The following is a 26981-nucleotide window of genomic DNA, read 5'->3' as shown; positions in this document are numbered from 1 at the left end:
GGGGGACCTAGACTGGGTCCTTGAAGCAGCCGTGGCGGGAAGGGGAAACGGATGACGGATGATTCGTCGCTGTCCGCCGGTCCCCGCAGGTCAGCTGATTACGGGACCTCCGCCAGGCACGCCAGGACGGTCGACCCGCCCCCTGCCCGGGGACGTCATTCGCTTCCAGAAACCGATTTCGACCCGCCCCCTGCCCGCCGGGGCGCCCGCAGGTTCGCGGATCCGGAACCCACGCAGTGGTACGAACCGGTTCACAGCCCGCTCGATGCCCCGGGATCACCACACATCGAGAGCCGGAGGCACCAGGAACCCTCCCACCCGTCACGGCACGAGGCCACCAGGGCAAGACCCGGGCCCGAACCGGTCTCCGATTTCTGGTCGGTGGCCGAGGCGAGGAGCCGGGCAGCAACGGTTGACGTGAAACCCGGGATCCCGAAACACACCACCCCCGAACCCGGTCCGACACCCTCGCCGCCCTCTTCACCGGAACCCGTCAGGGGAAACGCGGAGGACGAGGAGGAAGCCGTCCCGACCCGGGCGGCCAGGCCCGATCTATTGGGCAGGCTGAAACGGATCGGCCTGGTGATCCTGACCGGAATCCTGATCTTCGCGCTCGGTTTCACGGCCTGGTCCTGGGTCACCCGCGGCACCTGGGAGTTCACATCCCTCTGGCCTTTCGGGACCAGCGCGTCCCCGGAGTCGCAGACTCCTCCGGCGTCGGCTCCGGCCGCATCCTCGGATCCCGAGAGCACAGCGGGAGCGAGGCCGGCCAACAGCGAACAGGTCCTCGACGACACCAGCTTCACGGTTCCCGAGGGCTGGAGGGAGTACGGCGAGGATCAGCCGTCGGCCGAGCCCAACCGCAGGGTCGTGCGTCTTCAGCACTCCGAAACCGATGTCCGCCTCCAAGTCACTTCATTGGTCGAGATTCCCGAGGGGAAGGATCTCCTGGAGGGCTGCAAGGAGCTCTCAGGGAGCCAGCAGGAACGTTTCAGCAACCCCGTACCCACACCGGCCTCCCAGGACAAGGTCAGCCAAGCTCAGGGAGGGAGCTACACCACCTGCGGTTTCACGGGCGTGCGGACCGAGGACAACGTGCCGAACACGGTCATGTTCACCCTCCTGCTACGAACCAACGACGGCCATGTGCTGGTTCTGCGCAGCATAATCCCGGATTCCGTGGGTGGAGGGGCCACCGCCCGTCAGGAGCTGGCCGGCATGAACTGCACCGCCAGCCTCAACTTCGGGGTCACCCTTCCCCTCTGCTGACAAACGGAACCTGCCCGGTCATTCCTGGCCGGGGCGGCGACTCAGGATGTCAAAGGGTTCGCGCAGGGAACGCCACCACTGGGTGTGGGGGCGCATCTTCTCCCAGTCCATGTCTTCCGTCACGTCACGAAGCGGGGCGAACAGGCCCTCGGTCCCGGCGTGCGCGGCCGCGTACTCCGAGCGGTCGGCACGCAGCTGACGGTCCAGGTATCCGATGGCGTTCCAGGCCAGCCGGGTGGCGTTGATGCGGTCGAACGGTGAGGGCGTGCCTCCCTGTTGCAGGTGCCCGACCACCGATTCCCGCACGGAGAACCGTCCGCCCCCTTCCGCCTCGTAGAGTTTGCCCAGCACATCTGTGGTGTAGTGCTCGCTGGTTTCCTCCCCCACCACGGCCAGGTAGAAGTTCCGCCCGGAGTCGAAGGCGTCGACGAGGGCCTTGATGTCGGCCTCGAGTTCGGCAAGGGTGATTCCGGTCTCCGGCAGGTACGCCTTCTCGGCTCCCCCGGCCAGGCCTCCGAGCAGCGGCAGGAAACCGCAGCCGCGACCCATCGTCTCCACGATGAACGCCCGTCTGCTGGCCGAGGCGCTCATCCGCAGCATGTCGATCGCGTTCACCACCGTGTTGAGGGCCGTGTCCGCCCCGACCGCCATCATCCAGCCCGGGAGGTTGTTGTCGATGCTCGCCGGCACCACCGCCACCGGGATGTTGAAAGCGGGGTAGCGTCGACGTTCCCGTTCCATCAGGTCGACCGACGCGTAGGCGTGGTATCCCCCCATCACCAGGAGGGCGTCCACCCGGTGGTCCTCCAGCTGACGCGCCATCGAGTAGAGCTCGGACTCCGAGGGGACGTAGCGGCGAGTCCCGAAATCTGCTCCCCCGGTGTGCGCCATGCCCTCCACATCAGCCCAGCTGACATCGTCGAAGTTGCCCTCGATCAGGCCCGGCATCCCACCGCGCACCGCCAGCATCTGGTAGCCGAGGTCGATGCCGGAACGCACCGCGACCCTCGCCAGCTGGTTCATGCCCGGGGCCAACGCCCCGGCGTGCATGATCGCGATCCTTTTGCCCGCGGGATCCGCCACCGACGGCCGCGCCTCGGTGATGGCCCGGTAGATGTCGATCATCATCTGGAACCCGGGGCCACGCGACGAGATGGCGGCCTCGTAGTCACCCTCTGCTATGTAATCGGCGATCCTGCGGGTCGCCACCACGGAGGCCAGCAGAGGTCGTGTCCCGATCCGGTCGCTGTGCACGCCGACGAGAACCGGTTCGGTCTCGGCACTGGCTTCGAGCACCTCGGAAACCGCCTCGACGCCGCAGGCGGTCGCCATCCAACGGTCGTACGCCGATGGTTTCCCGCCACGCTGGACGTGCCCCAGGATCGTGATCCGGGCGTCCTCCCTGCTTTTCTCCTTCAGGATGTCGCGGATGCGGTTTGCCGTGATCGGCTCGCCCTGCCGGTCCGCGGCGCCCTCGGCAACCACCAGAATCGAGTCGCGTCTCCCGGCCCGCCTGCCCCGGTCGAGAACCTCGACCATGCGGTCCTCCCAACCGTCCCGGGGCGGGGATTCCGGCAGGAAGGTGTAGTCCGCGCCACCCGATATGGCGCTCATCAACGCCAGGTAACCGCAGTTGCGTCCCATCACCTCGATGATGAAGGTTCTCTGGTGTGACTCCGCGGTGGCGGAGATGGCGTCTATCGCCTCCGTTATGCGGTGCAGCGCGGAGTCGGTCCCGATGGTCATGTCGGTGCCGACCATGTCGTTGTCGATCGAACCGGCGAGCCCCGCGATCCGGAGGACGGGGTGGCGCTCGGCCAGTTCCGGCCCCAGCTCCCCGCTGGCCACCAGTTCCGCCAGCAGCTCACCCCATTCCAGGCGCAGCTGACGGGTGCCGGTGAGGGAACCGTCGCCACCTATCACTATCAACCGGTCGATGCCGGAGGTCACGAGATTCCTCACCGCGGTCCTGCGTCCCTCGCGGTCCCGGAACTCAAGACAGCGCGCCGTCCCGATGACGGTGCCGCCCTTGTTCAGGATCCCGGAGACGTCGTTCCACCCCATCTGTTTGATGTGATCGCCACCCGTGACGGCTCCCTGCCAGCCCTCCTGGATGGCGAAAACCTCCGCGCCCGCCTGGATCGCTCCCCGCACGATCGCGCGCACAGCTGCATTCATTCCTTGGGCGTCCCCACCCGAGGTGAGCACGCCGATTCTCGTCCGGACGGTCATTTCCACACTCCCTCCGAGGTGGGTGTCAACGTCGAGCGGTTCCCCTGGGACGAACCACCTTGTGTGCCTGCCACTCCGGCGACACGTTCGCGGAACTGGTCAGGGACAGGCCCGCGGTGGCGGTTCCCTCGGCCAGGTCGCTCGGAGCAACGTATCCGGGTCTGCCGACCTTCGGGGTCAGCAGCCAGATGAAACCGGTGTCAGCCAGATCCTTCATCGCATCCACCAGGCCGTCAACCACATCGCCGTCGTCCTCCCGCCACCAGAGAACGACCACGTCCACCGCCTCTATGGCATCCTCGATCATGTCGGCGTCGATGGCATCCATGATCTCGTCGCGCAGGTCGGGGTCGGTGTCCTCGTCCCACCCCAGTTCCTGGACGACCATGCCCGCGTCCAGCCCGAGCAATTCGGCTCCCCGCGCGGCGGTCACGACACTTCCCCTTGAATTATGTGTCCCACGAGACCTAGCCTGCCAGATCCCCCGGGCGCTGTGCACCCGGGGGATCCGATCGGCTCAGGACACGGCCCTCACTCGGAGTCCCCGGTCTTGCCGGAGGCCCCGGCGGTGACATCGTCGAGACGGTACCGCTGGGCGGCTTCCAGGGGCCATTCGCGAGGCACCTCACCGTTCAGGGCCAGCTGCTGCAACACCGCGACGGCGATGGAGGGACCGTCGATGTTGTAGTAGCGACGAGCGGCCGCCCGGGTGTCGGAGAAACCGAACCCGTCCGCACCGAGGGTCGTGTACCCGCGCGGCACCCAGGGCCGGATCAGGTCCGGCACGGCGTGCATGTAGTCGCTGACGGCGACGATGGGCCCCTGCGTGTCGGCCAGTTTCGACTCGACCCAGGTGGGGGTGTGTTCCCCGAACGGATCGCTGAACCTGGCCTTGTCGTGGGCGAGGCCCTCGCGGCGCAGTTCACCCCAGGACGTGACGGACCAGACATCCGCGACCACCCCGTAGTCGTTCTTGAGCAGCTGCTGGGCCTCGAGCGCCCAGGGCACACCCACACCGGAGGCGAGGATCTGCGCGCGGCGGGCGTCCTGCCCGACCCCGTCGAAGGAACCGGGACGCAGCAGGTACATGCCCTTCAGGATTCCCTCGACGTCCACGTCCTCCGGTTCGGCGGGCTGCGCGTAGGGCTCGTTGTAGACGGTGAGGTAGTACATGATGTTCTCGGGGTTCTCCCCGTACATCCGGCGCAGGCCGTCACGGACGATGTGCGCCAGCTCGTAGCCGTAGGCGGGATCGTAGGCGGCGAAGGCGCTGTTGGTGGAGGCCAGGATCGGCGAGTGACCGTCCATGTGCTGGGTACCCTCGCCCGTCAGGGTGGTGCGGCCGGCGGTGGCGCCGATCACGAACCCCCGGGCGAGCTGGTCACCGGCCGCCCACATGGAGTCACCGGTGCGCTGGAACCCGAACATCGAGTAGAACACGTAGATCGGGACCATGGGTTCGCCGTGGGTGGCGTAGGAGGTCCCGGCGGCGGTGAAGGCCGCCATCGAGCCGGCCTCGTTGATGCCGGTGTGGATGATCTGGCCGTTGGTCGCCTCCCGGTAGCTGAGGAACAGGTCCGCGTCGACGGGCGTGTATTTCTGACCGCCGGGATTGTAGATCTTGATGGTCGGGAAGAAGGCGTCGATACCGAAGGTGCGTGCCTCGTCGGGGATGATGGGGACCACGCGCGGCGCGAATGCCTTGTCGCGCATCAGATCCTTGAGCAGGCGCACGAAAGCCATGGTGGTGGCCACTTCCTGCTTGCCGGAGCCCTTGCGGACGGATTCGTAGGCCTTCTCCCCCGGCAACGAGATGAACTTGCGGTCCCCGCGGCGTTCCGGCACGTAGCCGCCGAGCGCGCGGCGACGTTCCTGCAGGTACTGGATCCTCGGGTCCTCCGCCCCGGGCCTCACGTAAGGCGGGCGGTAGGGATCGGCCTCGAGCACGGCGTCGGAGACCGGCATGTGCACCCGGTCGCGGAACGCCTTGAGATCGTCGAGTGCCATCTTCTTCATCTGGTGCGTGGCGTTGCGGCCCGCGAAGTGCTGGCCCAGGAAGTAGCCCTTGATCGTGTGGGCGAGGACGACCGTGGGCGCCCCCGTGAACTCGGTTGCCGCCTTGTACGCGGCATAGACCTTGTGGAAGTCGTGGCCGCCGCGGGTCAACGCCCAGATCTGGTCGTCGGTCCAGTCCTTCACCATGGCAGCGGTGCGGGCGTCGCGCCCGAAGAGGTGTTCGCGCACATAGGCGCCGTCATTGGCCTTGAAAGTCTGGTAGTCGCCGTCCGCGATGGAGTTCATCACGGAGACCAGGGCGCCTTCGCTGTCCGCGGCGAGCAGCGGATCCCACCCCCGGCCCCAGATCAGTTTGATGACGTTCCAACCCGCGCCCCGGAAGAAGGCCTCGAGTTCCTGGACGATCTTGCCGTTGCCGCGCACCGGCCCGTCGAGACGCTGCAGGTTGCAGTTGATCACGAAGGTCAGGTTGTCGAGTCCATCGTTGGCCGCCAGCTGCAGCAGGCCGCGGGACTCGGGTTCGTCCATCTCACCGTCACCCAGGAAAGCCCAGACGCGCTGCTGGGAGGTGTCCTTGATGCCGCGGTTGTGCAGATACCGGTTGAACTGCGCCTGATAGATGGCGTTCATGGGGCCGATGCCCATGGAGACCGTCGGGAACTCCCAGAAGTTCTGCATCTGGTGGGGATGCGGGTAACTGGGCAGGGCCCGCACCTTCCCGTCCACGACGTGGCTGTGTTCCTGACGGAACCCGTCCAGGTCCGCCTCCTCGAGACGGCCCTCAAGGAAGGCCCGGGCGTACATGCCGGGAGAGGCGTGTCCCTGGAAGAACACCTGGTCGCCACCCCCGGGGTGATCCTTGCCCCGGAAGAAATGGTTCATCCCCACCTCGTAGAGGGTCGCGGCGGAGGCGTAGGTGGAGATGTGCCCGCCGACACCGATGCCCGGGCGCTGGGCCCGGTGAACGGTGATGGCGGCGTTCCAGCGGAGCAGGCGACGGATCTGGCGTTCCAGGTCCTCGTCTCCCGGGTAGGCCGGTTCCTTGTCCGCAGGGATGGTGTTGACGTAGTCGGTGCCGGTCAGCGAGGGAACCCCGACGTGGCGTTCGCGCGCCCGTTCCAGCAGCTTCAACATGACATAGCGGGCACGGTTGCGGCCACCGTGCTCGATCACTCCGTCGAGCGACTCCAGCCACTCGGCGGTCTCTCCCGGATCCGAGTCCGGGAGGTTCGTCGGCAGGCCGTTGAGGATCGGCCCAACCTGGTCCTGGATGCTCACGTGAGTCCTCTCGTCGCGATGTGTGCACAGCTGTTGTAAAGATACCGTGCAACCGCCTTTCTGCGAATTGTCACCGGGCCGCGAGCGCCCCGCCCGGTTTGCAAACCCGTTCGCACGGTGTCAAGGTGACCGGGTGGAGTCGTGTTCCGCCCCAACGGAAAGGACGGGGATGTTCCGAGTGAAGAAACGGACTGTCGTCGCCACGCTGAGCCTCGTGTCCCTGTTCGCCCTGGCCGCCTGCAGCAGCACACCGGTTGAGAATCCCACGGATGCGCCCAGCAGCCTCCCGAGCGAATGCGTCGCCTTCGCGCAGTACGGAACCCTCAGGGGCAGGTCGGTCAACGTCTACACCCCCATCGTCTCCCCCGAGGACCAGACCCACATCGATTCCTTCAAACTTTTCGAGGAATGCACGGGCGTCACGATCAACTACGAGGGATCCCGGGAATTCGAAACCTTTCTTCCCGTCAAGATCGACGCCGACGCTCCACCGGACATCGCCTATTTCCCGCAACCCGGCCTGCTGAGGAGCCTCATCGCCCGTTTCCCGGGCAGGATCAAGGAGGTGCAGGGGCAGGCCCTGGCCAACCTCGAAGCAAACTACCGGGACATCTGGAAGGAATACGGCTCCGTTGACGGCAAGGCCTACGCGGTTCCCGTGGGGGCCAGCGTGAAATCCTTCGTCTGGTACTCCCCGCGCGCCTTCGCCGAGAACGGCTACCAGATTCCCCGGACCCTGGACGAACTGACCGCCCTGACCAAGAGGATCTCCGAGGATCACCCGGATGCCAAACCCTGGTGCGCCGGGATCCAGGCCCACAACGGAACCGGCTGGCCGGCCACCGACTGGCTCGAGGACATGCTGCTGCGCACCGCGGGCCCGGACGTCTACGACCAATGGGTTTCCCATCAGATTCCGTTCAACGATCCCCGGGTGGTCGTGGCCCTGGACCGGGTGGGAGACATCCTGAAGAACGACGCCTACGTAAACGGTGGGCTGGGAGGCGCGAAATCCATAGCCACCACCTCGTTCACCACCGCCGGCCTGCCGATACTGGAGGGCTCCTGTTTCCTGCACCGCCAGGCGTCCTTCTACCAGGTCAACTGGCCCGCCGACAAGGAAATCACGGAGGACGGTGACGTGTTCGCCTTCCGCCTGCCCGGCACCGCTGAAACGGATCCGCCCGCCATCGTGGGAGGGGAGTTCGCCGCCGCGTTCAGCGATCGCGAGGAGGTGAGGGCCTTCCAGGCCTATTTGACCTCCCCCGAGTTCAGCAACGCGAAGGCGAAGGTCACGGGACCGGGTTGGATCTCGGCCAACAAAAAACTGGATCCATCCAATCTGTCCTCCCCCGTGGACAGGCTTTCCTACGAGTTGGTCACCAGCGACAGCAGCGTTCTCCGCTTCGACGCCTCGGATCAGATGCCGGGCGCCGTTGGAACCGGGAGCTTCTGGGTGGGAATGACTGACTGGGTCTCCTCGGAGAAGTCCTCGCAGGAAGTGCTGACCGAGATCGAGAACTCCTGGCCGAAGAACTGACCGGCCGCACCAGTGCAACCATGCCCCGGCCGGTAGGCTGATCATCACCATGACCGCTCATCCCGCACGCCCGGGGGCCCTTCCCGCCACCGTATCGTCGGCTCGCACCCGGGCCGCCATCCTGAAACGACTGCGCGCCGCCACCGCGACCATGAACACCGCAACCCTGAGGGCCCTGGAGGCCCGTCACGCATGGTTCGGGGAACTCGACGCCGAATCCCGGTCGTGGATCAGCGTGCTGGCCCGAAGCGGCATTGATGGTTTCGTGAACTGGGTCAGCGGCTCCACCTTCTCCTTCGAGTCGATCTTCGATTCCGCTCCCAGCGCACTCGCGGGACGCATCTCCCTGCGACAGACCGTCGACCTGGTGCGCACCACCACCGATGTCGTCGAGGAGCAGATCCAGCTCCTCCTGCCGCGCGCGGACCGGCAACCCTTGCTACTGGGGATAGTGCACTACTCCCGGGAGATCGCGTTCGTGGCGGCCGCGGTCTACGCCCGCGCCGCGGAGGCGCGGGGGGCCTGGGACTCACGCATCGAGGCGATGATCGTCGACGCGGTGGTCCGGGCCGAGACCGACGAATCCGTGACCTCCAGGGCGTCGACCCTCGGCTGGGACTCCGAGGCACCCACGATGGTGGTCATAGCGGGCGCCCCCAAGAACCTGCGGATCGACGAGCTGCGCCGGGCATCCGCACGGCTCTCCCTGGACATGCTGGCAGCCCCCCAGGGGGAGCGTCTCGTGTGCATCTTCGCGGGCGAGACCCTGACCGACCCGGCCAAGGCATCTGCCCTGGTGACCAAACTCGAACCGTATTTCGCTCCCGGCCCGGTGGTGATCGGCCCGCTCGCCGAGGGACTCCGCGGGGCCCCCGCCTCCGCCAGGTCGGCCGCTTCCGGGTACCGGGTCGCCCGGGCGTGGTCCGAGGGCCCCAGAACCCTGCTGTCGAATGATCTGCTCCCCGAACGGGCCCTCGCGGGCGACGGGCACGCCCGCAGGACCCTGGCCCGAGACATCTTCGGCCTCCTGAAGGGTTCCAAGGAACTGCTCGAAACCTGTGTCGGGTTCCTGGATGCAGGATCGTCGATGGAGGCCACCGCCCGGGCCATGTTCATCCATCCCAACACCGTCCGCTACCGTCTGCGGCGGATCCAGGACGTGACGGGATACAACCCGACGGATGCGCGGGAGGCCTATGTGTTGAGGCTGGCGATCACTCTGGGACGTCTCCAGGAGTGAACCCGGACACCGCCACCTGCCGGATCCGGTTTTGTAGGAACCCAACAAGCCCTCCCGAGTCATTTTCGTCACCTTCGCAGCCGCACGCTTCATCGGTGAAAGGGCAGAGTTGGGGACGTGCTAGCTATCGTCGCGCCAGGTCAGGGCGCCCAGAATCCCGGATTTCTCGCCGCCTGGTTGGAGGAGTCCAGCTTCAGGACCCGCCTCGAGTGGCTGAGCGCCGTCGCCGACATTGACCTCGTGGCCCATGGAACCACCTCGGATGCGGAGACCATCCGGGACACCGCGGTGGCGCAGCCCCTGCTGGTCGCATCCGCACTCGCCACCGCCGAACAGCTGTGCCCCGCCATCCCCGGGATCGCCGGTGTGGTCGCCGGGCATTCCGTGGGCGAACTCGCCGCCGCGGCCATGGCGGGGGTGATCTCCGTCGAATCCGCGATGGTGCTGGTCCGGGAACGCGGCCGCAGCATGGCAGCAGCTTCTGCCGTCACACCCACCTCGATGACCGCCGTGATCGGTGGGGACCGGGAAGAGGTGCTGGCAGCCATCCAGGCCGCGGGCCTGACCCCCGCCAACAACAACGGTTCCGGTCAGATCGTCGCTGCCGGCACCAAGGAGCAGCTGGCCACCCTGGCCGACAACGCCCCCCGCCGCGCCCGCCTGATCCCACTCAGCGTCGCCGGGGCCTTCCACACCCATCACATGGCCCCCGCCGTGGCCCGCCTGGAAGCGCTGGCGGCCGCCGTGCCCACCGAGGATCCCCGCACCGGCCTCCTCAGCAATGCCGATGGAACGGTCGTGACCTCGGGACGCGAGTACCTGGAGCGGCTGGTCCGGCAGGTGGCCAACCCGGTTCGTTGGGACCTGTGCATGGAGACCATGTCGGAGCTCGGCGTCACCGGAATCCTCGAACTCACCCCCGCGGGTACCCTGACGGGTATCGCAAAACGCAACCTCAAGGGCGTCGAGTTGTTCAATCTCAACACACCGGACCAGCTGGGAGAGGCCCGCGCCTTCTGCGAGGCCCACTCGACCAAGGCCTGAAACCCTTACCCCCTGCTTCACCGAACCGCCCGAAAGGCCGCGACATGACACTGACCTCCTCCACCGGCAGCCGCCACGCCCGCATGCTGAGCGTCGGCGGCTACCGCGGTTCGCGAGTCGTCAACAACGACGAGATGTGCACCATCATCGATTCCACCCCCGAGTGGATCGAGCAGCGCACCGGCATCCAGGAACGTCGCTGGGCGACCGATGAGGAGACCCCCCTGTTCATGGCGGTGGCCGCGGCACGCAAGGCCATTGACCGCGCCGGACTGGAACCTTCCCAGATCAACGGGATCATCTGTGCCACCGTTTCCCATTTCCAGCAGTCCCCCTCACTGGCCGTCTACGTCGCCCACGAACTCGGCCTGAGCGCCGGTCCGGTCGCCTTCGACATCTCGGCGGCGTGCGCCGGTTTCTGCCACGGAATCAGCATCGCTGAATCACTTGTCCGCTCCGGGACCGCCACCAACGTTCTGGTCATCGGCGTCGAGACCCTGAGCCGCATGGTCAACCTGGAGGACCGCAGCACCGCGTTCCTGTTCTCCGACGGCGCCGGGGCCGCCATCGTCGGTCCCAGCGACGAACCCGCCCTCGGCCCCGTGGTCTGGGGTTCCGACGGTTCCCAGGCCCTCACCATCCAGATCCAGGACTGGGTCGACGTGACCGACCCCGAGCAACGGATGCCCCTGATCAGCATGGACGGGCGTACAGTGTTCCGCTGGGCCACCACCTACATAACGGACAAGGCTCTCGAAGCCGTGAGGGCCGCCGGGATCACCCCCGAGGAACTGGATGTATTCATTCCCCACCAGGCCAACAACCGAATCACAGATTCGATGCTGCGCCACCTCAAACTGCCCGAGAAGGTGGTGGTGTCCCGCGACATCAGACACATGGGCAACTCGTCGGCGGCATCCATTCCGCTGGCGATGGAGGCCCTGCTCGAATCGGGTGAGGCCAAGTCCGGGCAAACCGCCCTGATCATCGGTTTCGGCGCCGGGCTCGTTTTCGCGGGCCAGGTCGTCACTCTTCCATGAACCAACCAGCAATCAACCAACTAGGAGAAAACAATGGCAAGCACTGAAGAGATCCGCTCCGACCTCGCCGAGATCGTCAACGACGTGGCCGGCGTGGCCTCGGAGGACGTCCAGCTGGACAAGTCCTTCGTCGACGACCTGGGTGTCGACTCCCTCTCCATGGTGGAGATCATCTACGCGTGCGAAGACAAGTTCGGCATCTCGATCCCCGACGAGGATTCCAAGAACCTGAAGACCGTGGGTGATGCGGTCGCCTACATCGAGCGCGCCCAAGCCTGAGGCCGAACCGGTGGGGGGCGGCGACTGCCGTCCCCCACCATCTTCCATTCACGAGAAAACCTTCAGCCCCCAGGAGTTCAACATGACCGAGGTAGTCATCACCGGTTTTGGTGCGTTCACCCCGCTCGGCGTAGACGCCCCCAGCACCTGGGAGGCCATGCTCGCCGGCCGCTCCGGTGTTCACACCCTTCCCTACGAGTGGGCGAAACCGCTGCCCGTCACCTTCGCCGCCGAGGCGGCCGGTGACCCGACCGAGAAACTCGACCGCGTCGCGGCCCGTCGTCTCGACCGGAGTTCACAGCTCGCCATGGTCGCCGGCCAGGAGGCGTGGCAGGACGCCGGGTTCGGGCTCGGCGAGGACAATTCCTTGGATCCGGATCGGCTCGCAGTGTGCGTGGGAACCGGTATCGGCGGTCTGCACTCCCTCCTCGACAACTGGGACGTCCAGAAGGAGAAGGGGCTGCGCAGGGTCTCTCCCTTCACCATTCCCATGCTCATGGCGAACGCACCCGCCGCCAACCTGGGCCTGAGCTTCGGTGCCGCCGCCGGTGTTCACGCGCCCGTCAGCGCCTGCGCCTCGTCGAACGAGGCCATCTCCCTGGGGCTCGACCAGATCCGGCTGGGCCGCTGCGACATCGCGGTCGTCGGGGGGTCGGAGGGTGTCGTCCATCCGCTGCCCATCAACGCCTTCGCCCAGATGCAGGCCCTGAGCCGCCGCAACGACGACCCGGAGCACGCCTCACGTCCCTGGGACACCGGCCGCGACGGATTCGTCCTCGGCGAGGGTTCCGTGATCATGGTCATCGAAACCCTCGAACACGCCCGCGCACGGGGGGCACGCATCTACGGCACCCTCGCCGGGGCCGGGATCAGCAACGACAACCACGACATGGTTCAGCCCGAACCGACCGGTAGGGGCCAGTCCACCGCGATGCTCAAGGCCCTCCAGGCGTCGGGGCTCCAGCCCGGTGACGTCAAGCACATCAACGCCCACGGCACCTCCACCCCGCAGGGTGATCTCACCGAGGCCAGTTCCATCGCGACCGCCCTCGGTTCCGCCGTGGACGGGTGCATCGTGACCTCCACCAAGTCGATGAGCGGTCACCTGCTCGGCAGCGCGGGTGCCCTGGAAACCTTCGCGACCGTGATGGCCCTCAGGCACCGGATCGTGCCCCCGACCATCAACATCGAGAACCTGGAACCCGGACTCCCGATCGACATCGCGGTGAACGAACCACGCAGGCTTCCCGACGGCGATCTCGCGGCCCTGAACAATTCCTTCGGTTTCGGGGGCTCCAACGTCGCCGTGACCGTGACCAACGCCAACATCACCGACTGACGCACCGGGTCGGGGGTGCGCCGGGCATCACCGACCAGCGGTCGTCACACGACCTGGTGGAGCCACCGGATCGGGGCGTCCTCCGAGCCGTACCGGAATTGTTCGAGTTCCTCATCCCAGGCGGTCCCGAGGAGTCTTTCCATGGCTTGGTGGACGCTCATGCCCTTGGCGGAGGCGGTGTCGAGGGCATGACGGATGCGGTCCTCGGGAACCAGGATGTCGCCGTGCACCCCGACCGTGGCGGCGAACGGACCCAGTGAAGGGGTGTAGCAGTAGCGGGTTCCCTCGGCCCCGAGCATGGCTTCCTCGGTCACCTCGAAGCGGATGCGACCGAATTCGGCGAAACGGGATGCGAGCCTCGCTCCTGAACCGGTGGGCCCGGCCCACGAGAGTTCGGCCCGGTGAGAACCGGGTTCGGCGTTCTGCTCGCTCCACTGCCAGCTGAGTCCCGCGCCGAGAACCGAGGCGGCTGCCCATTCCAGATGCGGGCACAACGCAACCGGGGTGGAGTGGATGAAGATCATCCCCCGCGCCCCGGGCAGGCTCTCGGTGGCCGTGCAAACGTTCATGTTGTTCTCCTGGGTCTCGGCTGGATTGCCTTCCCCTGCGATCCGCTTCAAACTCCAGGCGAGGTCAATTGTGCTACAGCTACGGAAAAGGCACAAACAATGGACGATGGGGCCGGCCATAAACTGGGGCCATGCAGCGCATGTCAATTGAACAGGCCCTCGTGGGCACGGAGTCCATCCGTCAGGTCCGGGCCAGCGGGGACGGGGTGTTCTGGCTGGCGGGGATCGCCGCCGAGGATGGCCGGGTGACCGTCCGGCGTTGGCGGGAAGGCGAGATCACCGAGATCACCCCCGGTTTCAACGTGCGTTCCCGGGTCATGGAGTACGGCGGGGGCGCCTACGCGGTGGCCGACGCCCTGGTGGCGTGGTGCGACGATTTCACCAAGCGGGTGTGGCTCCGGGACGGGGACACCACCCGTCCCCTGACCCCCGGGAGCACCAGGTTCCGATACGGCGGGCTGACCCTGGATCCGCAACGCCGGCTGCTTCTCGCGGTCCGTGAGGATCACGACGCGACCCCCGAGGAACGCAGCGAGATCGTCGCCCTGGACCTGGATTCCGGCAATGCCGAAGGGGGTCGCGTTCTGGTGACCGGCGCCGATTTCTACGCGGGCCCGGTGGTCCGCGACGGGCGGCTCGCCTGGTTCCAGTGGATGCACCCGAACATGAGCTGGGACGAGGCATCGGTGTGGGTCACGAACCTCGACGATCCCGGGTGCCTCGACAGGATCCACGGGAGCTCCGGGACCAGCGCGCAACACCCGGTCTGGCTCGGGGACGGCTCCCTGGCCTGTGTCACGGACAAATCCGGCTACTGGAACTGGGTGGTGCACCACTTCGATGGGATGTCGACCTGGCGCACCCCTCACGACTGCTCGATTCCCGTGTGGGTGCTGGACACCCCACCCGCCTGCGCCGTGGGGGATGACATGCTGGCGACGGTTCAGATCGCCGACGGGCGCGGTGCGCTCGCGATGTGGCATCCGCGCGGCGGCGAGGTCACCCACCCGCTTCCCGGGACGGCCATGATCGAGTCCTTGGCCTCCTTCGGGCAGGATCTGTTCGCGATAGCGGAATGGGATGACCGCCCGGCCTCCCTGGTGCGCATCTCCCCCACCGGGAAACGAACCGAAATCGTGGCCCCCGAACCGCTGGCGGACCTGAGCCGGCCCGCTTGTCGCTGGGCCGAGGGGCCCGCGGGGCCGGTGCAGTCCTGGTTCTACCCGGTTCCCGGAGTCGATGCGGCAGCGCCCATGCTCGTGCTCACCCATGGTGGCCCCACGTCCGTTCACCATCCGAGCTTCGACAAGATGATCCAGTTCTGGGTGTCCCGTGGATTCGCCGTGCTGGATGTGAACTACTCGGGTTCCACCGGTTTCGGCCGCGCCTACCGGGACCGGTTGAAGGGACAGTGGGGCGTCCTGGATGTCGCCGACGTGGTGGCCGCGGCCCGCGAGGTGTGCCGGGCCGGGCTGGCGGATCCTGGGCGTGTGGCCATCGCCGGTGGCAGCGCGGGCGGCTACACCACCCTGCAGGCCCTGGTGACCAGCGATTTCTTCGCCGCCGGTATCAGTTCCTACGGCATCGGGGATCTTCGGACTCTCGTCGAGGAAACCCACAAGGCGGAATCCCACTACACCTTCGCCCTGGTCGCTCCGTGGCCGGAAGAAGAGCGGGTCTACCGGGAACGTTCCCCGATAACCCAGCTTGACCGGCTGAACGCCCCCATGCTGATCCTGCAGGGCCTGGAGGATCGCGTCGTGCCACCCGGGCAGGCCTTCGACATGGCGGAGGCGGTGCGAGCCAAGGGTCTTCCCCTGGCGCTGGTCACTTTCGAGCACGAAGGCCACGGTTTCCGTTCGCTCGCGGCCCGCGAGCAATCGCTGAAGTCCCAGCTGTCCTTCCTGGAACAGGTTTTCGGCCTGCCGCTCAGCGAAGACATTCCCGTCCTGCCGATCGAGAACCTCAAACCCTGAGGGAACCCGATCAGGGCCAGCGGGCCCCGAGGGAGATCACGCCCATGGCGGCGAGGACCGCGAAGATTATCGCCAACCCCGCGTACTGGTCCGTGACCTCCATTGGAACCAGTTCGTAGCCCAGGTCGGAGGAGATCGCCCGGTAGATCTCGCTGAGTTCACCCGCCGACTCGGCCGAGAATTTCTTGCCCCCGGAGTTCTCCGCGACCACGTAGAGCTCGTGATGGTCCACGGCCACCCGTTCCCGCCTGCCGTTGGCCTCGACGTAGCCGTCCTGGGTTCCGTAGGCGATGGTGTGGATGGGGACCCCCAGCTGCTTCGCCTGCTGGGCCGCCGTGGCCGAATTCCGCCCCAGGTTTGATGCACCGTCCGAGAGCAGCACTATTGCTGCCGGGGCCGTTTCGTCGGGATGATCGGGATCCGGTGGCACCAGTTTCAGTGCGTCGAGGCTGGTGTAGATCGCCTCTCCGATCGCGGTGGAGGGAGCCATCTGGATGCCGTCTATGGCGCGGTTCAGCACCCCCCGGTCCACGGTCGGGGGAACGTTGACGCTGGCGGTTCCAGCGAAGGTGACCAGTGCGACGTTGAAACGCTCCGGGAGGCTTGCGATGAACTTCTTGGCCGATTCCTTGGCGGCCTCGAGCCGGTTGGGGGCCACGTCCTCGGCCTCCATGGACCAGGACACGTCTATCGTGACCACGATGGTGGCCCGGTCCCTCGCCTGACGTCCGTAGTCCTTCGGCATCGCCCAAGCGACCACCAGCGAGGCGAGGCTGAGCAACGCCAGCAGCACGGCGCCGTGACGTTTCCAGGCCGCGTCCTTGGGGATGACGAATCTCAGCCGCGAATTCGGGGTCCGCGACTGGGGAATCCGATTGGCCAGGTACCAGTAGACCCCCGCGATGGCGGGGATCAGCAACAGCGCCCACAACCGGGTGGGCTGCATGAACTCGAGCACCAGTGTCGTCATCGGGGCCACCTCGCAGCCATCATCACTGCCCCCAGCGCGGCCACCACCGCAAAACCGAGCGCCCCGAACGCGTACTGCGCGGTCACCGGTTTCTTCACCTCTTCCGTGCCCACCGATGAACCGATCTTCTTGTAGGCGTCCTTCAGGCTGTCCGCGCTGTCCGCGGAAACCGATTCCCCGCCCGTGGTCGCGGAGATCGACCGGAGAATCTCGTTGTCCGGGGCGACGTTGTATCGTTTCCCTTCCAGATCCACGTATCCGTTCTCGGTTCCATAGGCGATGGTGAACACCGGCACCCCGGCCTCCTGCGCACGGCTCGCGCTTCCAGCGGGTTCCGTACCCGAGGTGTTCCCGCCATCACTCAGCATCACGATCATGGCCGGGGCGGGGTCGGAACCGTCCTCGGGGGCGGGGGCTTCGCTGATGGCCTTGAGTGCCTGGTCCAGCGCGTCCCCGATTGCGGTGCCCTCCTTGAGCTCCAGGGTGTCGACGGCCCTGATCAGCGCGCCCCGGTCCGTTGACGGGGGCATGATCATTGAAGGGGAACCGTTGAGCGAGACCAGGGCGACGTTGTAGGAGTCGGGTAGCGCGTCAACGAACTGTTTCGCCGCGGCCTTTGCCGCGTCCAGCCGGTTCGGGTCGACGTCGGTTGCCTGCATGGAAAGCGATGTGTCTATCACCATGATCACGGTGGCCCGTTCCCGCGGGACCTTCTCCGTTCCGAGCGGCTGGGCCCACGCCAGGGTCAGCGCCACCAGGGAACACAGCGACATGAAAACCGCCAGGTGCCGTGTCCAGCGGCGCTGGGAACCGATCACCCGGCCCAGCACCCCGGTGTTGGTGAAACGCAGCGAGGTCCGCCCCTTGAGACGCATCAACACCAGGTAGGCGATGATCAGCGCGGGCAGAACCAGCAGCGCCCACAATCGTTCGGGGGTCTTGAACGCCAACCAGTCCATCATCGGCTCACCCCCTGCGGCGGTGCGTGAAGGACGCTGGCGACCCGCCGGTATCCGAGGACGAAACGCGCGATGTCGGCTACCCAGTCACGGTCCGTGCGCAGCTGGATGTGTCCCGCCCCCGCGCGCCTGAGCGCCACCTTGATTCGTTCACGCTGCGCACGGGACGCGTCGTCCATCCGCTGGCGCGCGACCGGATCGGAGGTGTTGATGTAGCGCAGGAAGGGGGTTTCCGGGTCGCGGATCAGCATCTCCCCGACATCGGGGAACTCCAGTTCGTGTCGGTCAACCACCTCGACGCACAGCACCTGGTTGCGAACCGCCAACCTCCTGATCGCCCGTTCCCAGGCCGGTGGCCGGTCCGGGTCCAGTTCGGCCTCGCCCGCGGTCAGGAAATCCGAGACCACCACCCGCATGCCGCGGCGGCGCTGGGAACGTGCCATCTGTTCGATCCCGTCCACCAGTTCCAGGTCACCGGGGGCGTTGTCGGGGACGATGGGTTCGGTGAGCATCTGCCGCAGCATCCCGTACAGCGCTGTCCGGCCCGAACGGGCGGGCAGTCTCTTGATGCGGTCGGGAAGCATCATCAGCCCGCCGAACCGGTCCCCCATCCGCTGGCTGAGGAAACCGATCGTCGCGATGGCCGCGATGCCCAGGTCCCGTTTGGTGATGCCATCGGTCCCCCAGTTCATCGACGGGGTCACGTCCAGCAGCCCCCAGACCTCGAGTTCACGGTCGGCAATGGTGTCGCGGACGTGGGGAACCGTGGTGCGCGCGGTGACTGCCCAGTCCATCATCCGGACATCATCCTGGCCCGGCTGGTAGGGGCGGGCGTCATTGGTGTCGGAACCCGGTCCGGGGAGCAGACCCAGATGGTCTCCGTGCAGGAAACCCTCCAGGCGACGCACGACCGCGAGTTCCAGGCGCCGCAAGGCGGCTTCCGGGGCCAGTTTGGCCAGCGGGATGGTGGGGCCGCTCGGTGTGTGCAGCACGGAGACGGCGGCCCCGGGATCGTGGGGCGCCTGATCCGCCGGCGCGAAGGATGGGGAGGACAAGATGCCCTCAGGCATGACCGGGCTGGTAGCCGTGCTGCTGGTGGCGCTGCTGGCGTGACTGGTCGTTCCACACCGGGGTGGGTGCCGGAACCATGGCCAGTATGCGGTCCACCACGTCGGTGGTCATGACGTTGTCGGCCACCGCGTCGAAACCGAGCACGATGCGATGGGACATGACGTCGCGGGCCACCGCCTGCACGTCGGTGGGGAGCACGTAGTCACGGCCGTTGATAAGAGCCAGGGAACGCGACGCGGCCACCAGGCCGAGCGTGGCGCGGGGGGAACAGCCGATCTGGATCACCGGCTCCAGGTCCGGCATCCCGAAATCTGCGGGGTTCCGGGTGGCCAGTACGAGGCGCACGATGTACTCGCTGACCAGGTTGTGGACGAAAACCTTGGAAGCCATGTCCTGCAGGTGGCGCACCAACTCGGGGTTCAGCACCTGCTCCGCCTGCGGAGGTTTGATGCTCATCCGCCTGAGGATCTCGAATTCCTCGTTGCCCTTCGGGTAGGGCACGTCCACCTTCACGAGGAAACGGTCCCGCTGAGCCTCGGGAAGCGGATAGACACCCTCGGACTCGATGGGGTTCTGGGTTGCGATCACGATGAACGGTTCGGGCGCCGGGTAGGTCCTGCCGCCGATGGAGACCTGTTTCTCGGCCATCAACTCAAGCATCGCGGACTGCACCTTCGCGGGTGCCCGGTTGATCTCGTCGGCCAACACGAAGTTCACGAAAACCGGTCCGAGCTCGATCTCGAAGGATTCAGAACTGGCGGAATAGATGCGGGTTCCGACGATGTCGGAGGGAACCAGATCCGGGGTGAACTGCACCCGGGCGAAATCCCCTCCGACGACTGTCGAGAAGGAACGTACCGCCAAGGTTTTCGCCACGCCCGGCACACCTTCGAGAAGGCAGTGTCCCTTCGCCAGAAGAGCCACCATCAACTGCTGGACCATGTGTTCCTGACCGACGATCACCCGCTGCACCTGGCTGATGGCCACGCCCAGCAGGCGGGCGGCGTCGGCAACGGTGGTGGGCAGGGATGGCTGCGCGCTGGGGGTAGTCAACTTGGAGTCTCCTTGAAACGATCGCGCACCACGATACCGCGCCCGTCGAGCAGGACCGAGATGTGATGTCCGCGGGCGGGAGGACCTTGCAATGTGATGTCATAGTCCTTGATGACTCAGCCACCAGATCCCATACCCGAATACGCGGAGCACCATCCTCTTCTCCCGGAGGACCCGGTGCGTGTTGGTGATTTCTGGATCGACTCACGCCTCACGGAGAGCCCGGCGGGTGTCGTCTACTGCGCGCACGCGGACGGCTCGGATCCGGTGATGCTGATTCACCTGCGCGACGGGGCCGCCTCGGATCCCGCGGCGCGGGCACGTTTTTCCGGTGAGATCAACGCCATGCACATCGACACCGTCGTGGCCCGTGGCGGTCAGGACCAGGATGAAGGGCGCATGGCGGTGCGTTTCCGGGATGAGGACGACGACCCGATCGTCGCCTCCCACCGTCCCCTCGCCCCATGGGTGGCCCTGGCCTTCTCCGGTTCCCCCGGGGCCGTGGCCGAGGCGCAACGGGTGCTCGCCGCAGTCGATCTCGTGCACACCCCCCAGCTCGGTTCCCCCGCGGGACCGGATTTCCAAATGCACTGGTGGCAGAACATTCGCCCGGGAACGTGGCGGATGTGGCCGCTTCCCTGGCCGGGCCGCAAGGACCGGGCCGGCTGGCTCAGCCTGTTCACGTCCTTCCTGCTGATGTTGCTGATCGCCTCGGTCGCGGTGCTGTTGGCGATCCTGGTGTTCCAGAACCAGCAGAAGGTACCTCCGCCCGCCCCCGTACCGAGTTCCACTTCCACTTCCGAGGGCGGGTCCCCCAGCCCGTCCTCCGGGGAGCCCTCCTCGGGGGAACCCTCGGAATTGGAGAGCCGCAGCGACACCCCGTCGATGGAGCAGCCCTCGGGTGATTCCTCGGGCCCGGGCAGCCCGAGTCCCGAACGCAAGTTGTAACCGGCCGTCTTCACACCCGTCGCATCCGCGGAACACAGGCAACGTACAAGTTGGCCCGGCTGAATGGTGATCGCCCTGAGGAAAACTCCTCTCCACCGATCGACAAGGCCAGCACATGCAATTCCTGCCCTACCTAGCCAATATCGTCGCGATCTGCGTTCTCGTCTTCGCCATCTACCTGCCACGGCATCACCGTCGTGATCTGGCGGTTGCCTATCTGGGTGTCAACATCGGCGTCATGGCGGTTTCCATCGGGCTGCTGAACAGCGCCGTGGCAGCAGGGCTCGGCTTGGGCCTGTTCGGGGTGCTGTCAATCATCCGGCTTCGGTCCGATGAACTGGCCCAGCACGAGGTGGCCTACTACTTCAGTTCGCTCGCGCTCGGCCTGCTGGGTGGGATCGGGGGCTCCACCACCACCTATGCGACGATGGCCCTCATCGTGATCGTCCTGGCCTTTGCCGACTCCTCCCGGTTCCGGACAGGGGTCAAACGCGAGGTCGTGAACCTCGACCGGGCGATCACCGATCCCGAGGAACTCCGCTACGAGCTGGCGACCCGTCTCGGGGGCCGGATGCTCGGGGTGAACGTCCAGCAAATCGACTTCGTCGCCGACACCACCCTCGTCGAAGTTCGCTACGCCCCGGGGGCCGGTCTCCCGGTCACCGAGAGGACGGAGGTGCTGCGATGAGCCTGAGCGATCTCGCCTCGGTTCACCTCGACGAACTCAACGCGGTCGCGGAGTTCATGAGCCGGGTGGACCGCAAGTATCCGCTGCACCAGCGCGCCGCCGAGGCGATACTCGATTCCCTGCCGACCGGCACCAGGGTCCTGGACATCGGGGGAAGGACGGAGTTCGGATACACCTCCGTCTATTTCGACACCACGGCCCGCGACTCCTATCTGATGGCCGCGCGGGGCCGCCCGCACCGGTTCAAGGTGAGGGTCCGCCACTACCGGGACTCCGACGAGGCCTTCCTGGAGGTCAAGACCCGGCGCGGCGGCAGCACCGTCAAGGAACGCATCCCCCACGATCCGGCGGCGCTGTTCGAGATCGCGCCAACACAGTACGGCTTCATCAACGACCGCCTCACCGCCGGTGGGATTCACGGGATCCGCCCGCAGTGGCTGAGACCGAGCCTGGAAACCAGCTACCTGCGTGCCACGCTGCTCACCTCCGACGGCCGGGCCCGGCTCACCCTGGACCGGGAGATCGTCTGGGTGGACAACGGCCACAGCCTGCGGGTTCCCCGGCTGGCGATCATCGAGACCAAGTCGGGGTCGGCCCCCAGTTCTGCGGACCGGACCCTCTGGCACCACGGATACCGCCCGCAACGGATCTCCAAGTACGCCACCGGTCTTGCCGCCCTGCATCCCGAACTACCCGCGAACCGCTGGCACCGGGTACTGAACCGACATTTCTGACCAACGAGACCACCGAAGGAACGAACACGAAAATGCGAAAGCTCAAACTCGGACTCGCCTCGCTCGCGGCAGTCGCCGTCCTCGCCGGCTGCACCGAGAACACGATTTCCGACGCGAACACCTACGCGGACACCTCCGGCGATGCCCCGTCATCGTCTCGGGTGGAACCGTCAATGTGGAGGCCACCGGGGACGGCATCAAATCCGACAACGAGACCGACGCCGACCGTGGCTACGTTCTGATCGAGAACGGAACCGTCAACATCACATCCGGGGATGACGGCATCAAGGGGTTCAACGATGTCGCGATATCGGGAGGTGCCGTCACCGTCTCCGACTCCCTGAAGGCCATCAAGACCCAGACCCTCGTGATCTCGGGGGCAGCGTCGTGGTTCTCGGACCCACCATGGGGGAAACGGCTCGGTCGACGTGCAGTCGGGGTTGACCATCACCGGCGGCGAGCTCTGGGCGATCGGGGCCTCCGGCATGGCCGAGTCCCCCTCCGAGAGCTCCACCCAGGCATTCGTGTTCACGAACCTGAACGGCAGCTCCACCGGTGAGGTCTCCATCGCGGATTCCAGCGGGAATGCGATAGCCACCCAGGCCTCCTCCAAGCAGTACTCCTCGGTGCTGTACTCCGGCCCCTGCCATCTCGGCGGACGGCACCTACGAGATCCTGCTGGGCGGCAAATCGGCGGGCACGGTCCCCGCCAACCAGTACGCGACCGGCATGGGTTCCGGCCCGGGCGGCGGGCAGCCCGGCGCGGATCAGCGAAGAAGCCGGCCCGGCAGTTGACCCCGGTGAACACCGGTAGCCTGATGGCATGAAACCGGCCCTGATCGCCACGGACCTGGACGGCACCTTCCTGGGTGCGAACGCCGTCCTCCTCCAGTCAAACCTGGCGGCGGCGCGACGATCCATCGAGGAGGGTGTCGTATTCGTGATCGCCACGGGCAGACCCAGGCGCTGGCTCGACGTCCTGACGGAGCTGCGTGACCTGGATCCCGTGGTGATCTCCAGCAACGGGGCGGCCGTCGGCCGGCTGGCGAGGCCCCGTCCCGACTTGATCCACCCGATCGAACCGGAGCGGGCCCTGACCTTCGCGGCCGCGCTGCCGCCGGAACTCGAGGTTTCGTTCGCGGTGGAGTACGAACAAGGATGGGGTCGCGAACCCGGCTACCCGGCGGGGCTTTTCTCCGGGGCCGACCATGTGGCCGACCTCACGGACCTGCTGGTGGCCGCCCCGATCATCAAGGTGCTCGCCCACACCCGCCGAGCCGACACCCACACCTTCTCCCCCGTGGCCGTCGCCGCCGCGGGTGAGATTCTCCAGGCCACCTTCTCCTGGCAGGACGCGTACGGCACCGTCGAACTGTCGGCGCCGGGCGTCACCAAGGGCACCGCCCTGGCGAGGCTGCTGGAGGAGGTCGGTATCGATGCGGCCGACGCGGTCGCGTTCGGGGACATGCACAACGACCTGGGAATGCTGGAGCTGGTGGGCCGGGGCTACGTCATGGCGAACGCCGATCCGTGCCTGCTCGGCCGGGGGTTCACCCAGATCGGCCCCAACCACGAGGGGGCCGTCGGCGAACAGATCCTGCGCCTGCTGGATGCGTGACCCGCATCACCCAGCGTCCCCGGGGTGGGTGGTCATGACACCGGGGACTGCCCGCTCCCGGAGCCGTCCCCGGTGTTCTCACTTCGTCGCCGCGTCGATGGCGGCCCAGTCCAGGCCCGCCGGGGCGAGGGCCGCGACGCCGGCCAGCAGACCCAGGCGTGCCGCCCTCAGCCCGGGTTCCTTCGCCATCACCAGGGTGTCGTTGAAGAACCGGGCGATGGGGTCGACCAGGTCCTTCGCCGAGGTTGCGAAACCGGAGACGGATTCGCAGGGTTTCCTGTCCGCAATGGCCTCGGCGAGGGCCTTCTCCGCGTCGTCGACCAGGGCCGCCGGATCGAACCCCGGGGTGGTGCCCGCGGGGAGGATGCGGTGGATCCGCACGATGGCCTCCACGATGGCCCGCCAGCCGGGTTCCCCGAGAAGGGCCTCCAGGTCGTTGGCCTTCGTCTCCGCGTCCGCCGGGTGGGCGGCCGACGGCAGGACCGCGGCAACCATGTCGGCGGAGCGGCCCTCGTCGCGCATCAGCTGGGCATAGCGGCCGACGACGAACTCTTCGGCCGCCGCGATCGCTTCCCGGGAAACCTCGACGCCCTGGGCCCTCAACGCCTCCGCCGCGGCCACCAGGCCGTCTCGCACACCAGTGCCGGCCAGCCCGGGAACCTCACGCAGCACGCGCACCACACCCAGTGCGGCCCGCCGCAGCCCATAGGGATCGGAGGAACCGGAGGGTTTCGCCCCGAGGGCGAACATCGCCATCAGCAGGTCGAACCGGTCCCCCAGGGCCAGCAGGGCGCCCGGGAGCGAGGCCGGGACCGCGTCGGCGGAGGTGTGGGGCTGTTCCATCTCGTGGAGGGCCTCCGCGACCGCGGGGGTCTCGCCCTTGCGGAGCGCGTACTCGCGGGCGACGAAACCGGCGAGGCCGGTCATGTCCGTGACGAGGTTCGTCGCCAGGTCGTACTTCGCCAGTTGCCCGGCGCGTTCCAGGGTCGCGGCCTGCTCCGGGGCGAGCCCCAGCCCCTCCCCCAGCCTGGCGGCCACCGCGGCGATGCGGCGGGCGCGCTGCCCCACCGAACCGAGCCGGTTCTCGAAGGTCAGTTTCTCGAGACCCGGCACGAAGACGTCGACCGATTCAACCTCGAGGTCCTGGTTCCAGAAGAACAGCGCATCCTCGTAGCGGGCCCGCAGCACCGACTCGTTGCCCGCCGCCACCACGGTCTTGTCGCAGGCACCGTTTGCCATGGTCACGAAATACGGCAACAGACGCCCCTCGGCGTCGCGAACCGGCAGGTAGCGCTGATGCTTGGCCATGACGGAGACCAGGATCCGGTCCGGGAGCTCCAGGTAGCGCTCGTCGAAACCGCCCAGCACCCCGAAGGGTTCCTCCACCAGGTTGGTGATCTCGTCAACCAGCGCGGCATTGTCCTTGAAATCGATGAAGCCGCCCACACCGGCCGCCAGTTTCTCCGCCTGATCCACGACCGCCTTCCGGCGCTCCGCGAAACCGAGCGCGATCCGCCCCTCGGCGAGCAGGCCCGGCAGGTCATCGGCGGAGGCGACCTCGTGGAATCCGACAGGAACACCGTCGAAGCGTCTCCCGCTCTCGGCGGATGCCGCGGTGGTGCGTTGCAGATAGGTGCTGCGTCCCGCAACCACCTCGGAGATGCGGGCGGGGACGACCTGTTCCCCCCAGAGCGCCACCAGCCAGCGCACGGCCCGGGAGAAGGACAGCTTCGGATCACACCAGCGCATGTTCTTCTCGGCGCGCAGCCCGGACACGCAGTCCTCGACGATGCCCTTCAACACGTCCAGGGCGTTGCGGCCCGGCGATTCGACGGCAACGCAGGCGTGTTCGGCGCCGTTCACCTCGGCCTTGACGACCTGCTCCAGGGTGACCCCCTGGCCGCGCATGAAACCTTGCAGCGGTTTGGTGGGGTTGCCGTCGGCATCGAAGGAAACCGCCCATTTCGGGCCTTTCCGCAGGTTCGTGGCGTCCGGTTCCCGGGCCGCAACCCCGTCGACGATTGCCACGATGCGCCTGGGGGTGCCGTCGACGCGGATCTCGCCGTGCGCCAGGCGTGAGGCCGCAAGCCCGTTCGTGAGGGTCTTGTTCACCGCCTCGACGGTGGGGCCGACGACGTGCGGGGGAAGCTCCTCCAGGCCGATCTCCAGGGCGAAGGTCCGGGGCCGGTCCGTGGCGGGTTCCTCAATGGCCTCCTCTGGTGTCCCGGTTTTCTTCTCGGTTTCCTTGAGCAGCGGGAAACCCAGCTCGCCTCGCCGTTCCACCCACAGCGCTGCGGTGTCGCGCATCAGACGGCGCATGGTTCTGAACGCCTGGGCGCGTTCCGTGGTGGAGATCGCGCCGCGGGCGTCGAGCACGTTGAAAGCGTGGCTGGATTTGAGGATGTAGGAGTGGGCGGGCACCGGCAGCCGTGCCTCGACCATGCGGGTGGCCTCCGATGCGTAGGCCTCGTAGAGCCGCCGGTTCGTCTCGATGTCGGCGTCGTCCAGGTAGTAGCGACTCATCTCGTACTCCTGCTGGCCGAACGCCTCACCGTAGGTCACGACACCGCCGTCGGCCTTGCGGGCGTAGGCGATGTCCTTGAAGTGGGTGACGCGCTGCTGTGCCATCAGGATGCGTTCGATCCCGTAGGTCAGTTCCACGGGAATCGGGTCGAGATCCTGCCCACCGACCTGCTGGAAGTAGGTGAACTGCGTGATCTCCATCCCGTCGAGCCACACCTCCCAGCCGAGCCCCCACGCACCGATGGCGGGCTGCGCCCAGTTGTCCTCGACGAAACGCACGTCGTGGGCGTCGAGGTCGATCCCGAGGGCCTCCAGCGACCCGAGGTAGAGCTCCTGCGGGTCGCCGGGTTCGGGTTTCAGGATCACCTGGAACTGGGTGTGGGTCTGCAGCCGGTTCGGGTTCTCGCCGTAACGGGAGTCGTCGGGACGCACGGAAGGTTCGACGTATGCGACGTCCCACGGTTCCGGTCCGAGGACCCGCAGCACGGTGGCGGGGTTCATGGTGCCGGCCCCCACCTCCGAGTTGTAGGGCTGCCAGGTCAGGCAGCCGCGCGAGGTCCAGTAGTCGGACAGGATCCGGAGAGCGTCTTGCATC

At 66.9% G+C, this 26981-nt stretch carries 22 protein-coding genes and 1 pseudogene; 14 read left to right on the top strand and 9 right to left on the bottom strand.

Annotation, left to right across the window (positions count from 1 at the left end; all coding sequences use genetic code 11):
- Positions 1-51: 51 nt before the first annotated feature.
- Entirely contained in the window at positions 52-1269 is a 1218-nt protein-coding gene (locus ACO6D6_RS02405) for a hypothetical protein (protein WP_484782962.1), read from the top strand.
- Positions 1270-1287: 18 nt separating this feature from the next.
- On the opposite strand, the gene ACO6D6_RS02400 is transcribed toward ACO6D6_RS02405, so the two are convergent.
- From ACO6D6_RS02400 to aceE, 3 genes are all read right to left on the bottom strand, one after another.
- Complete coding sequence (locus ACO6D6_RS02400; protein WP_484782961.1) at positions 1288-3501, bottom strand: 6-phosphofructokinase; 2214 nt, start codon at positions 3499-3501, stop codon at positions 1288-1290.
- A gap of 25 nt (positions 3502-3526) precedes the next feature.
- Positions 3527-3934 (bottom strand): DUF3052 domain-containing protein, encoded by a 408-nt coding sequence (locus tag ACO6D6_RS02395; RefSeq protein WP_484782960.1) that lies wholly within the window; start codon positions 3932-3934, stop codon positions 3527-3529.
- A 98-nt stretch (positions 3935-4032) separates the two neighbouring features.
- Positions 4033-6795: a pyruvate dehydrogenase (acetyl-transferring), homodimeric type gene (aceE, locus tag ACO6D6_RS02390; RefSeq protein WP_484782959.1), complete on the bottom strand. Its 2763-nt coding sequence runs from the start codon at positions 6793-6795 to the stop codon at positions 4033-4035.
- A gap of 169 nt (positions 6796-6964) precedes the next feature.
- On the opposite strand from aceE, the gene ACO6D6_RS02385 reads away from it, so the two are divergent.
- The 6 genes from ACO6D6_RS02385 to ACO6D6_RS02360 all read left to right on the top strand — a co-directional run bounded on the left by ACO6D6_RS02385 (position 6965) and on the right by ACO6D6_RS02360 (position 13277).
- Positions 6965-8335 carry an ABC transporter substrate-binding protein gene (locus ACO6D6_RS02385; RefSeq protein ID WP_484782957.1) on the top strand — a complete coding sequence of 457 codons (1371 nt, stop codon included), beginning with the start codon at positions 6965-6967 and terminating at the stop codon, positions 8333-8335.
- 151 nt (positions 8336-8486) lie between these two features.
- On the top strand, positions 8487-9575 hold the full coding sequence (locus ACO6D6_RS02380) for a PucR family transcriptional regulator (protein ID WP_484783401.1): 1089 nt from the start codon (positions 8487-8489) through the stop codon (positions 9573-9575).
- Between the two features lie 117 nt (positions 9576-9692).
- A complete protein-coding gene (locus ACO6D6_RS02375; RefSeq protein WP_484782955.1) occupies positions 9693-10619 on the top strand; it encodes an ACP S-malonyltransferase in 927 nt (308 codons plus the stop codon).
- A 44-nt stretch (positions 10620-10663) separates the two neighbouring features.
- Positions 10664-11659: a beta-ketoacyl-ACP synthase III gene (locus ACO6D6_RS02370; protein WP_484782953.1), complete on the top strand. Its 996-nt coding sequence runs from the start codon at positions 10664-10666 to the stop codon at positions 11657-11659.
- Between the two features lie 33 nt (positions 11660-11692).
- A complete protein-coding gene (locus ACO6D6_RS02365) occupies positions 11693-11938 on the top strand; it encodes an acyl carrier protein (RefSeq protein ID WP_484782951.1) in 246 nt (81 codons plus the stop codon).
- 82 nt (positions 11939-12020) lie between these two features.
- On the top strand, positions 12021-13277 hold the full coding sequence (locus tag ACO6D6_RS02360) for a beta-ketoacyl-[acyl-carrier-protein] synthase family protein (protein ID WP_484782949.1): 1257 nt from the start codon (positions 12021-12023) through the stop codon (positions 13275-13277).
- Positions 13278-13321: 44 nt separating this feature from the next.
- Here ACO6D6_RS02360 and ACO6D6_RS02355 read toward each other — a convergent pair whose 3' ends face one another.
- Positions 13322-13846, bottom strand: a complete 525-nt coding sequence (locus ACO6D6_RS02355; RefSeq protein WP_484782947.1) for a DUF3145 domain-containing protein — start codon at positions 13844-13846, stop codon at positions 13322-13324.
- A 131-nt stretch (positions 13847-13977) separates the two neighbouring features.
- Between ACO6D6_RS02355 and ACO6D6_RS02350 the strand changes: the two genes are divergently transcribed.
- Complete coding sequence (locus ACO6D6_RS02350; RefSeq protein ID WP_484782945.1) at positions 13978-15822, top strand: alpha/beta hydrolase family protein; 1845 nt, start codon at positions 13978-13980, stop codon at positions 15820-15822.
- Positions 15823-15832: 10 nt separating this feature from the next.
- Here the strand turns inward: ACO6D6_RS02350 and ACO6D6_RS02345 are convergent, their stop codons facing one another.
- From ACO6D6_RS02345 to ACO6D6_RS02330, 4 genes are read right to left on the bottom strand one after another with little or no spacing between them, the layout of a single operon-like run.
- Positions 15833-16801 carry a VWA domain-containing protein gene (locus tag ACO6D6_RS02345; protein WP_484782943.1) on the bottom strand — a complete coding sequence of 323 codons (969 nt, stop codon included), beginning with the start codon at positions 16799-16801 and terminating at the stop codon, positions 15833-15835.
- The gene (locus ACO6D6_RS02340) at positions 16789-17754 is read right to left on the bottom strand and encodes a VWA domain-containing protein (protein ID WP_484782942.1); all 966 of its coding nucleotides are present in this window, start codon (positions 17752-17754) and stop codon (positions 16789-16791) included. Before ACO6D6_RS02340 ends, ACO6D6_RS02345 begins: the two co-directional genes overlap by 13 nt.
- The gene (locus ACO6D6_RS02335; protein WP_484782940.1) at positions 17751-18821 is read right to left on the bottom strand and encodes a DUF58 domain-containing protein; all 1071 of its coding nucleotides are present in this window, start codon (positions 18819-18821) and stop codon (positions 17751-17753) included. Before ACO6D6_RS02335 ends, ACO6D6_RS02340 begins: the two co-directional genes overlap by 4 nt.
- Complete coding sequence (locus ACO6D6_RS02330) at positions 18814-19875, bottom strand: AAA family ATPase (RefSeq protein WP_484782938.1); 1062 nt, start codon at positions 19873-19875, stop codon at positions 18814-18816. Before ACO6D6_RS02330 ends, ACO6D6_RS02335 begins: the two co-directional genes overlap by 8 nt.
- Positions 19876-19986: 111 nt before the next feature.
- On the opposite strand from ACO6D6_RS02330, the gene ACO6D6_RS02325 reads away from it, so the two are divergent.
- The 6 genes and pseudogenes from ACO6D6_RS02325 to ACO6D6_RS02300 all read left to right on the top strand — a co-directional run bounded on the left by ACO6D6_RS02325 (position 19987) and on the right by ACO6D6_RS02300 (position 23863).
- On the top strand, positions 19987-20823 hold the full coding sequence (locus tag ACO6D6_RS02325) for a hypothetical protein (protein ID WP_484782937.1): 837 nt from the start codon (positions 19987-19989) through the stop codon (positions 20821-20823).
- 115 nt (positions 20824-20938) lie between these two features.
- Positions 20939-21511 (top strand): DUF4956 domain-containing protein, encoded by a 573-nt coding sequence (locus ACO6D6_RS02320; RefSeq protein ID WP_484782936.1) that lies wholly within the window; start codon positions 20939-20941, stop codon positions 21509-21511.
- The gene (locus ACO6D6_RS02315; RefSeq protein ID WP_484782935.1) at positions 21508-22245 is read left to right on the top strand and encodes a polyphosphate polymerase domain-containing protein; all 738 of its coding nucleotides are present in this window, start codon (positions 21508-21510) and stop codon (positions 22243-22245) included. The genes ACO6D6_RS02320 and ACO6D6_RS02315 overlap by 4 nt, the downstream gene beginning before the upstream one ends.
- Positions 22238-22573: pseudogene (locus ACO6D6_RS02310) on the top strand (carbohydrate-binding domain-containing protein); the annotation flags it as partial. The gene ACO6D6_RS02315 and the pseudogene ACO6D6_RS02310, both read left to right, overlap by 8 nt.
- Positions 22574-22673: 100 nt before the next feature.
- Positions 22674-23072 carry a hypothetical protein gene (locus tag ACO6D6_RS02305; RefSeq protein ID WP_484782933.1) on the top strand — a complete coding sequence of 133 codons (399 nt, stop codon included), beginning with the start codon at positions 22674-22676 and terminating at the stop codon, positions 23070-23072.
- Positions 23069-23863, top strand: coding sequence for an HAD family hydrolase (locus ACO6D6_RS02300; RefSeq protein ID WP_484782932.1), 795 nt, complete (start codon positions 23069-23071; stop codon positions 23861-23863). The genes ACO6D6_RS02305 and ACO6D6_RS02300 overlap by 4 nt, the downstream gene beginning before the upstream one ends.
- Positions 23864-23941: 78 nt before the next feature.
- Here ACO6D6_RS02300 and ACO6D6_RS02295 read toward each other — a convergent pair whose 3' ends face one another.
- Positions 23942-26980 (bottom strand): glycine--tRNA ligase, encoded by a 3039-nt coding sequence (locus tag ACO6D6_RS02295; RefSeq protein ID WP_484783399.1) that lies wholly within the window; start codon positions 26978-26980, stop codon positions 23942-23944.
- Position 26981 lies beyond the last annotated feature (1 nt).

The organism is Arachnia sp., from assembly GCF_057238465.1.
Note: the sequence above shows the minus strand (reverse complement) of the source record. Positions and strands in the feature narration are given on the sequence as shown.

Coding starts and splice junctions, on each gene's coding strand:
- ACO6D6_RS02405 (WP_484782962.1), top strand. CDS start 52: ATGACGGATGATTCGTCGCTGTCCGCCGGTCCCCGCAGGTCAGCTGAT.
- ACO6D6_RS02400 (WP_484782961.1), bottom strand. CDS start 3,501: ATGACCGTCCGGACGAGAATCGGCGTGCTCACCTCGGGTGGGGACGCC.
- ACO6D6_RS02385 (WP_484782957.1), top strand. CDS start 6,965: ATGTTCCGAGTGAAGAAACGGACTGTCGTCGCCACGCTGAGCCTCGTG.
- ACO6D6_RS02380 (WP_484783401.1), top strand. CDS start 8,487: ATGAACACCGCAACCCTGAGGGCCCTGGAGGCCCGTCACGCATGGTTC.
- ACO6D6_RS02370 (WP_484782953.1), top strand. CDS start 10,664: ATGACACTGACCTCCTCCACCGGCAGCCGCCACGCCCGCATGCTGAGC.
- ACO6D6_RS02365 (WP_484782951.1), top strand. CDS start 11,693: ATGGCAAGCACTGAAGAGATCCGCTCCGACCTCGCCGAGATCGTCAAC.
- ACO6D6_RS02360 (WP_484782949.1), top strand. CDS start 12,021: ATGACCGAGGTAGTCATCACCGGTTTTGGTGCGTTCACCCCGCTCGGC.
- ACO6D6_RS02355 (WP_484782947.1), bottom strand. CDS start 13,846: ATGAACGTTTGCACGGCCACCGAGAGCCTGCCCGGGGCGCGGGGGATG.
- ACO6D6_RS02350 (WP_484782945.1), top strand. CDS start 13,978: ATGCAGCGCATGTCAATTGAACAGGCCCTCGTGGGCACGGAGTCCATC.
- ACO6D6_RS02340 (WP_484782942.1), bottom strand. CDS start 17,754: ATGATGGACTGGTTGGCGTTCAAGACCCCCGAACGATTGTGGGCGCTG.
- ACO6D6_RS02335 (WP_484782940.1), bottom strand. CDS start 18,821: ATGCCTGAGGGCATCTTGTCCTCCCCATCCTTCGCGCCGGCGGATCAG.
- ACO6D6_RS02325 (WP_484782937.1), top strand. CDS start 19,987: ATGACTCAGCCACCAGATCCCATACCCGAATACGCGGAGCACCATCCT.
- ACO6D6_RS02320 (WP_484782936.1), top strand. CDS start 20,939: ATGCAATTCCTGCCCTACCTAGCCAATATCGTCGCGATCTGCGTTCTC.
- ACO6D6_RS02315 (WP_484782935.1), top strand. CDS start 21,508: ATGAGCCTGAGCGATCTCGCCTCGGTTCACCTCGACGAACTCAACGCG.
- ACO6D6_RS02300 (WP_484782932.1), top strand. CDS start 23,069: ATGAAACCGGCCCTGATCGCCACGGACCTGGACGGCACCTTCCTGGGT.
- ACO6D6_RS02295 (WP_484783399.1), bottom strand. CDS start 26,980: ATGCAAGACGCTCTCCGGATCCTGTCCGACTACTGGACCTCGCGCGGC.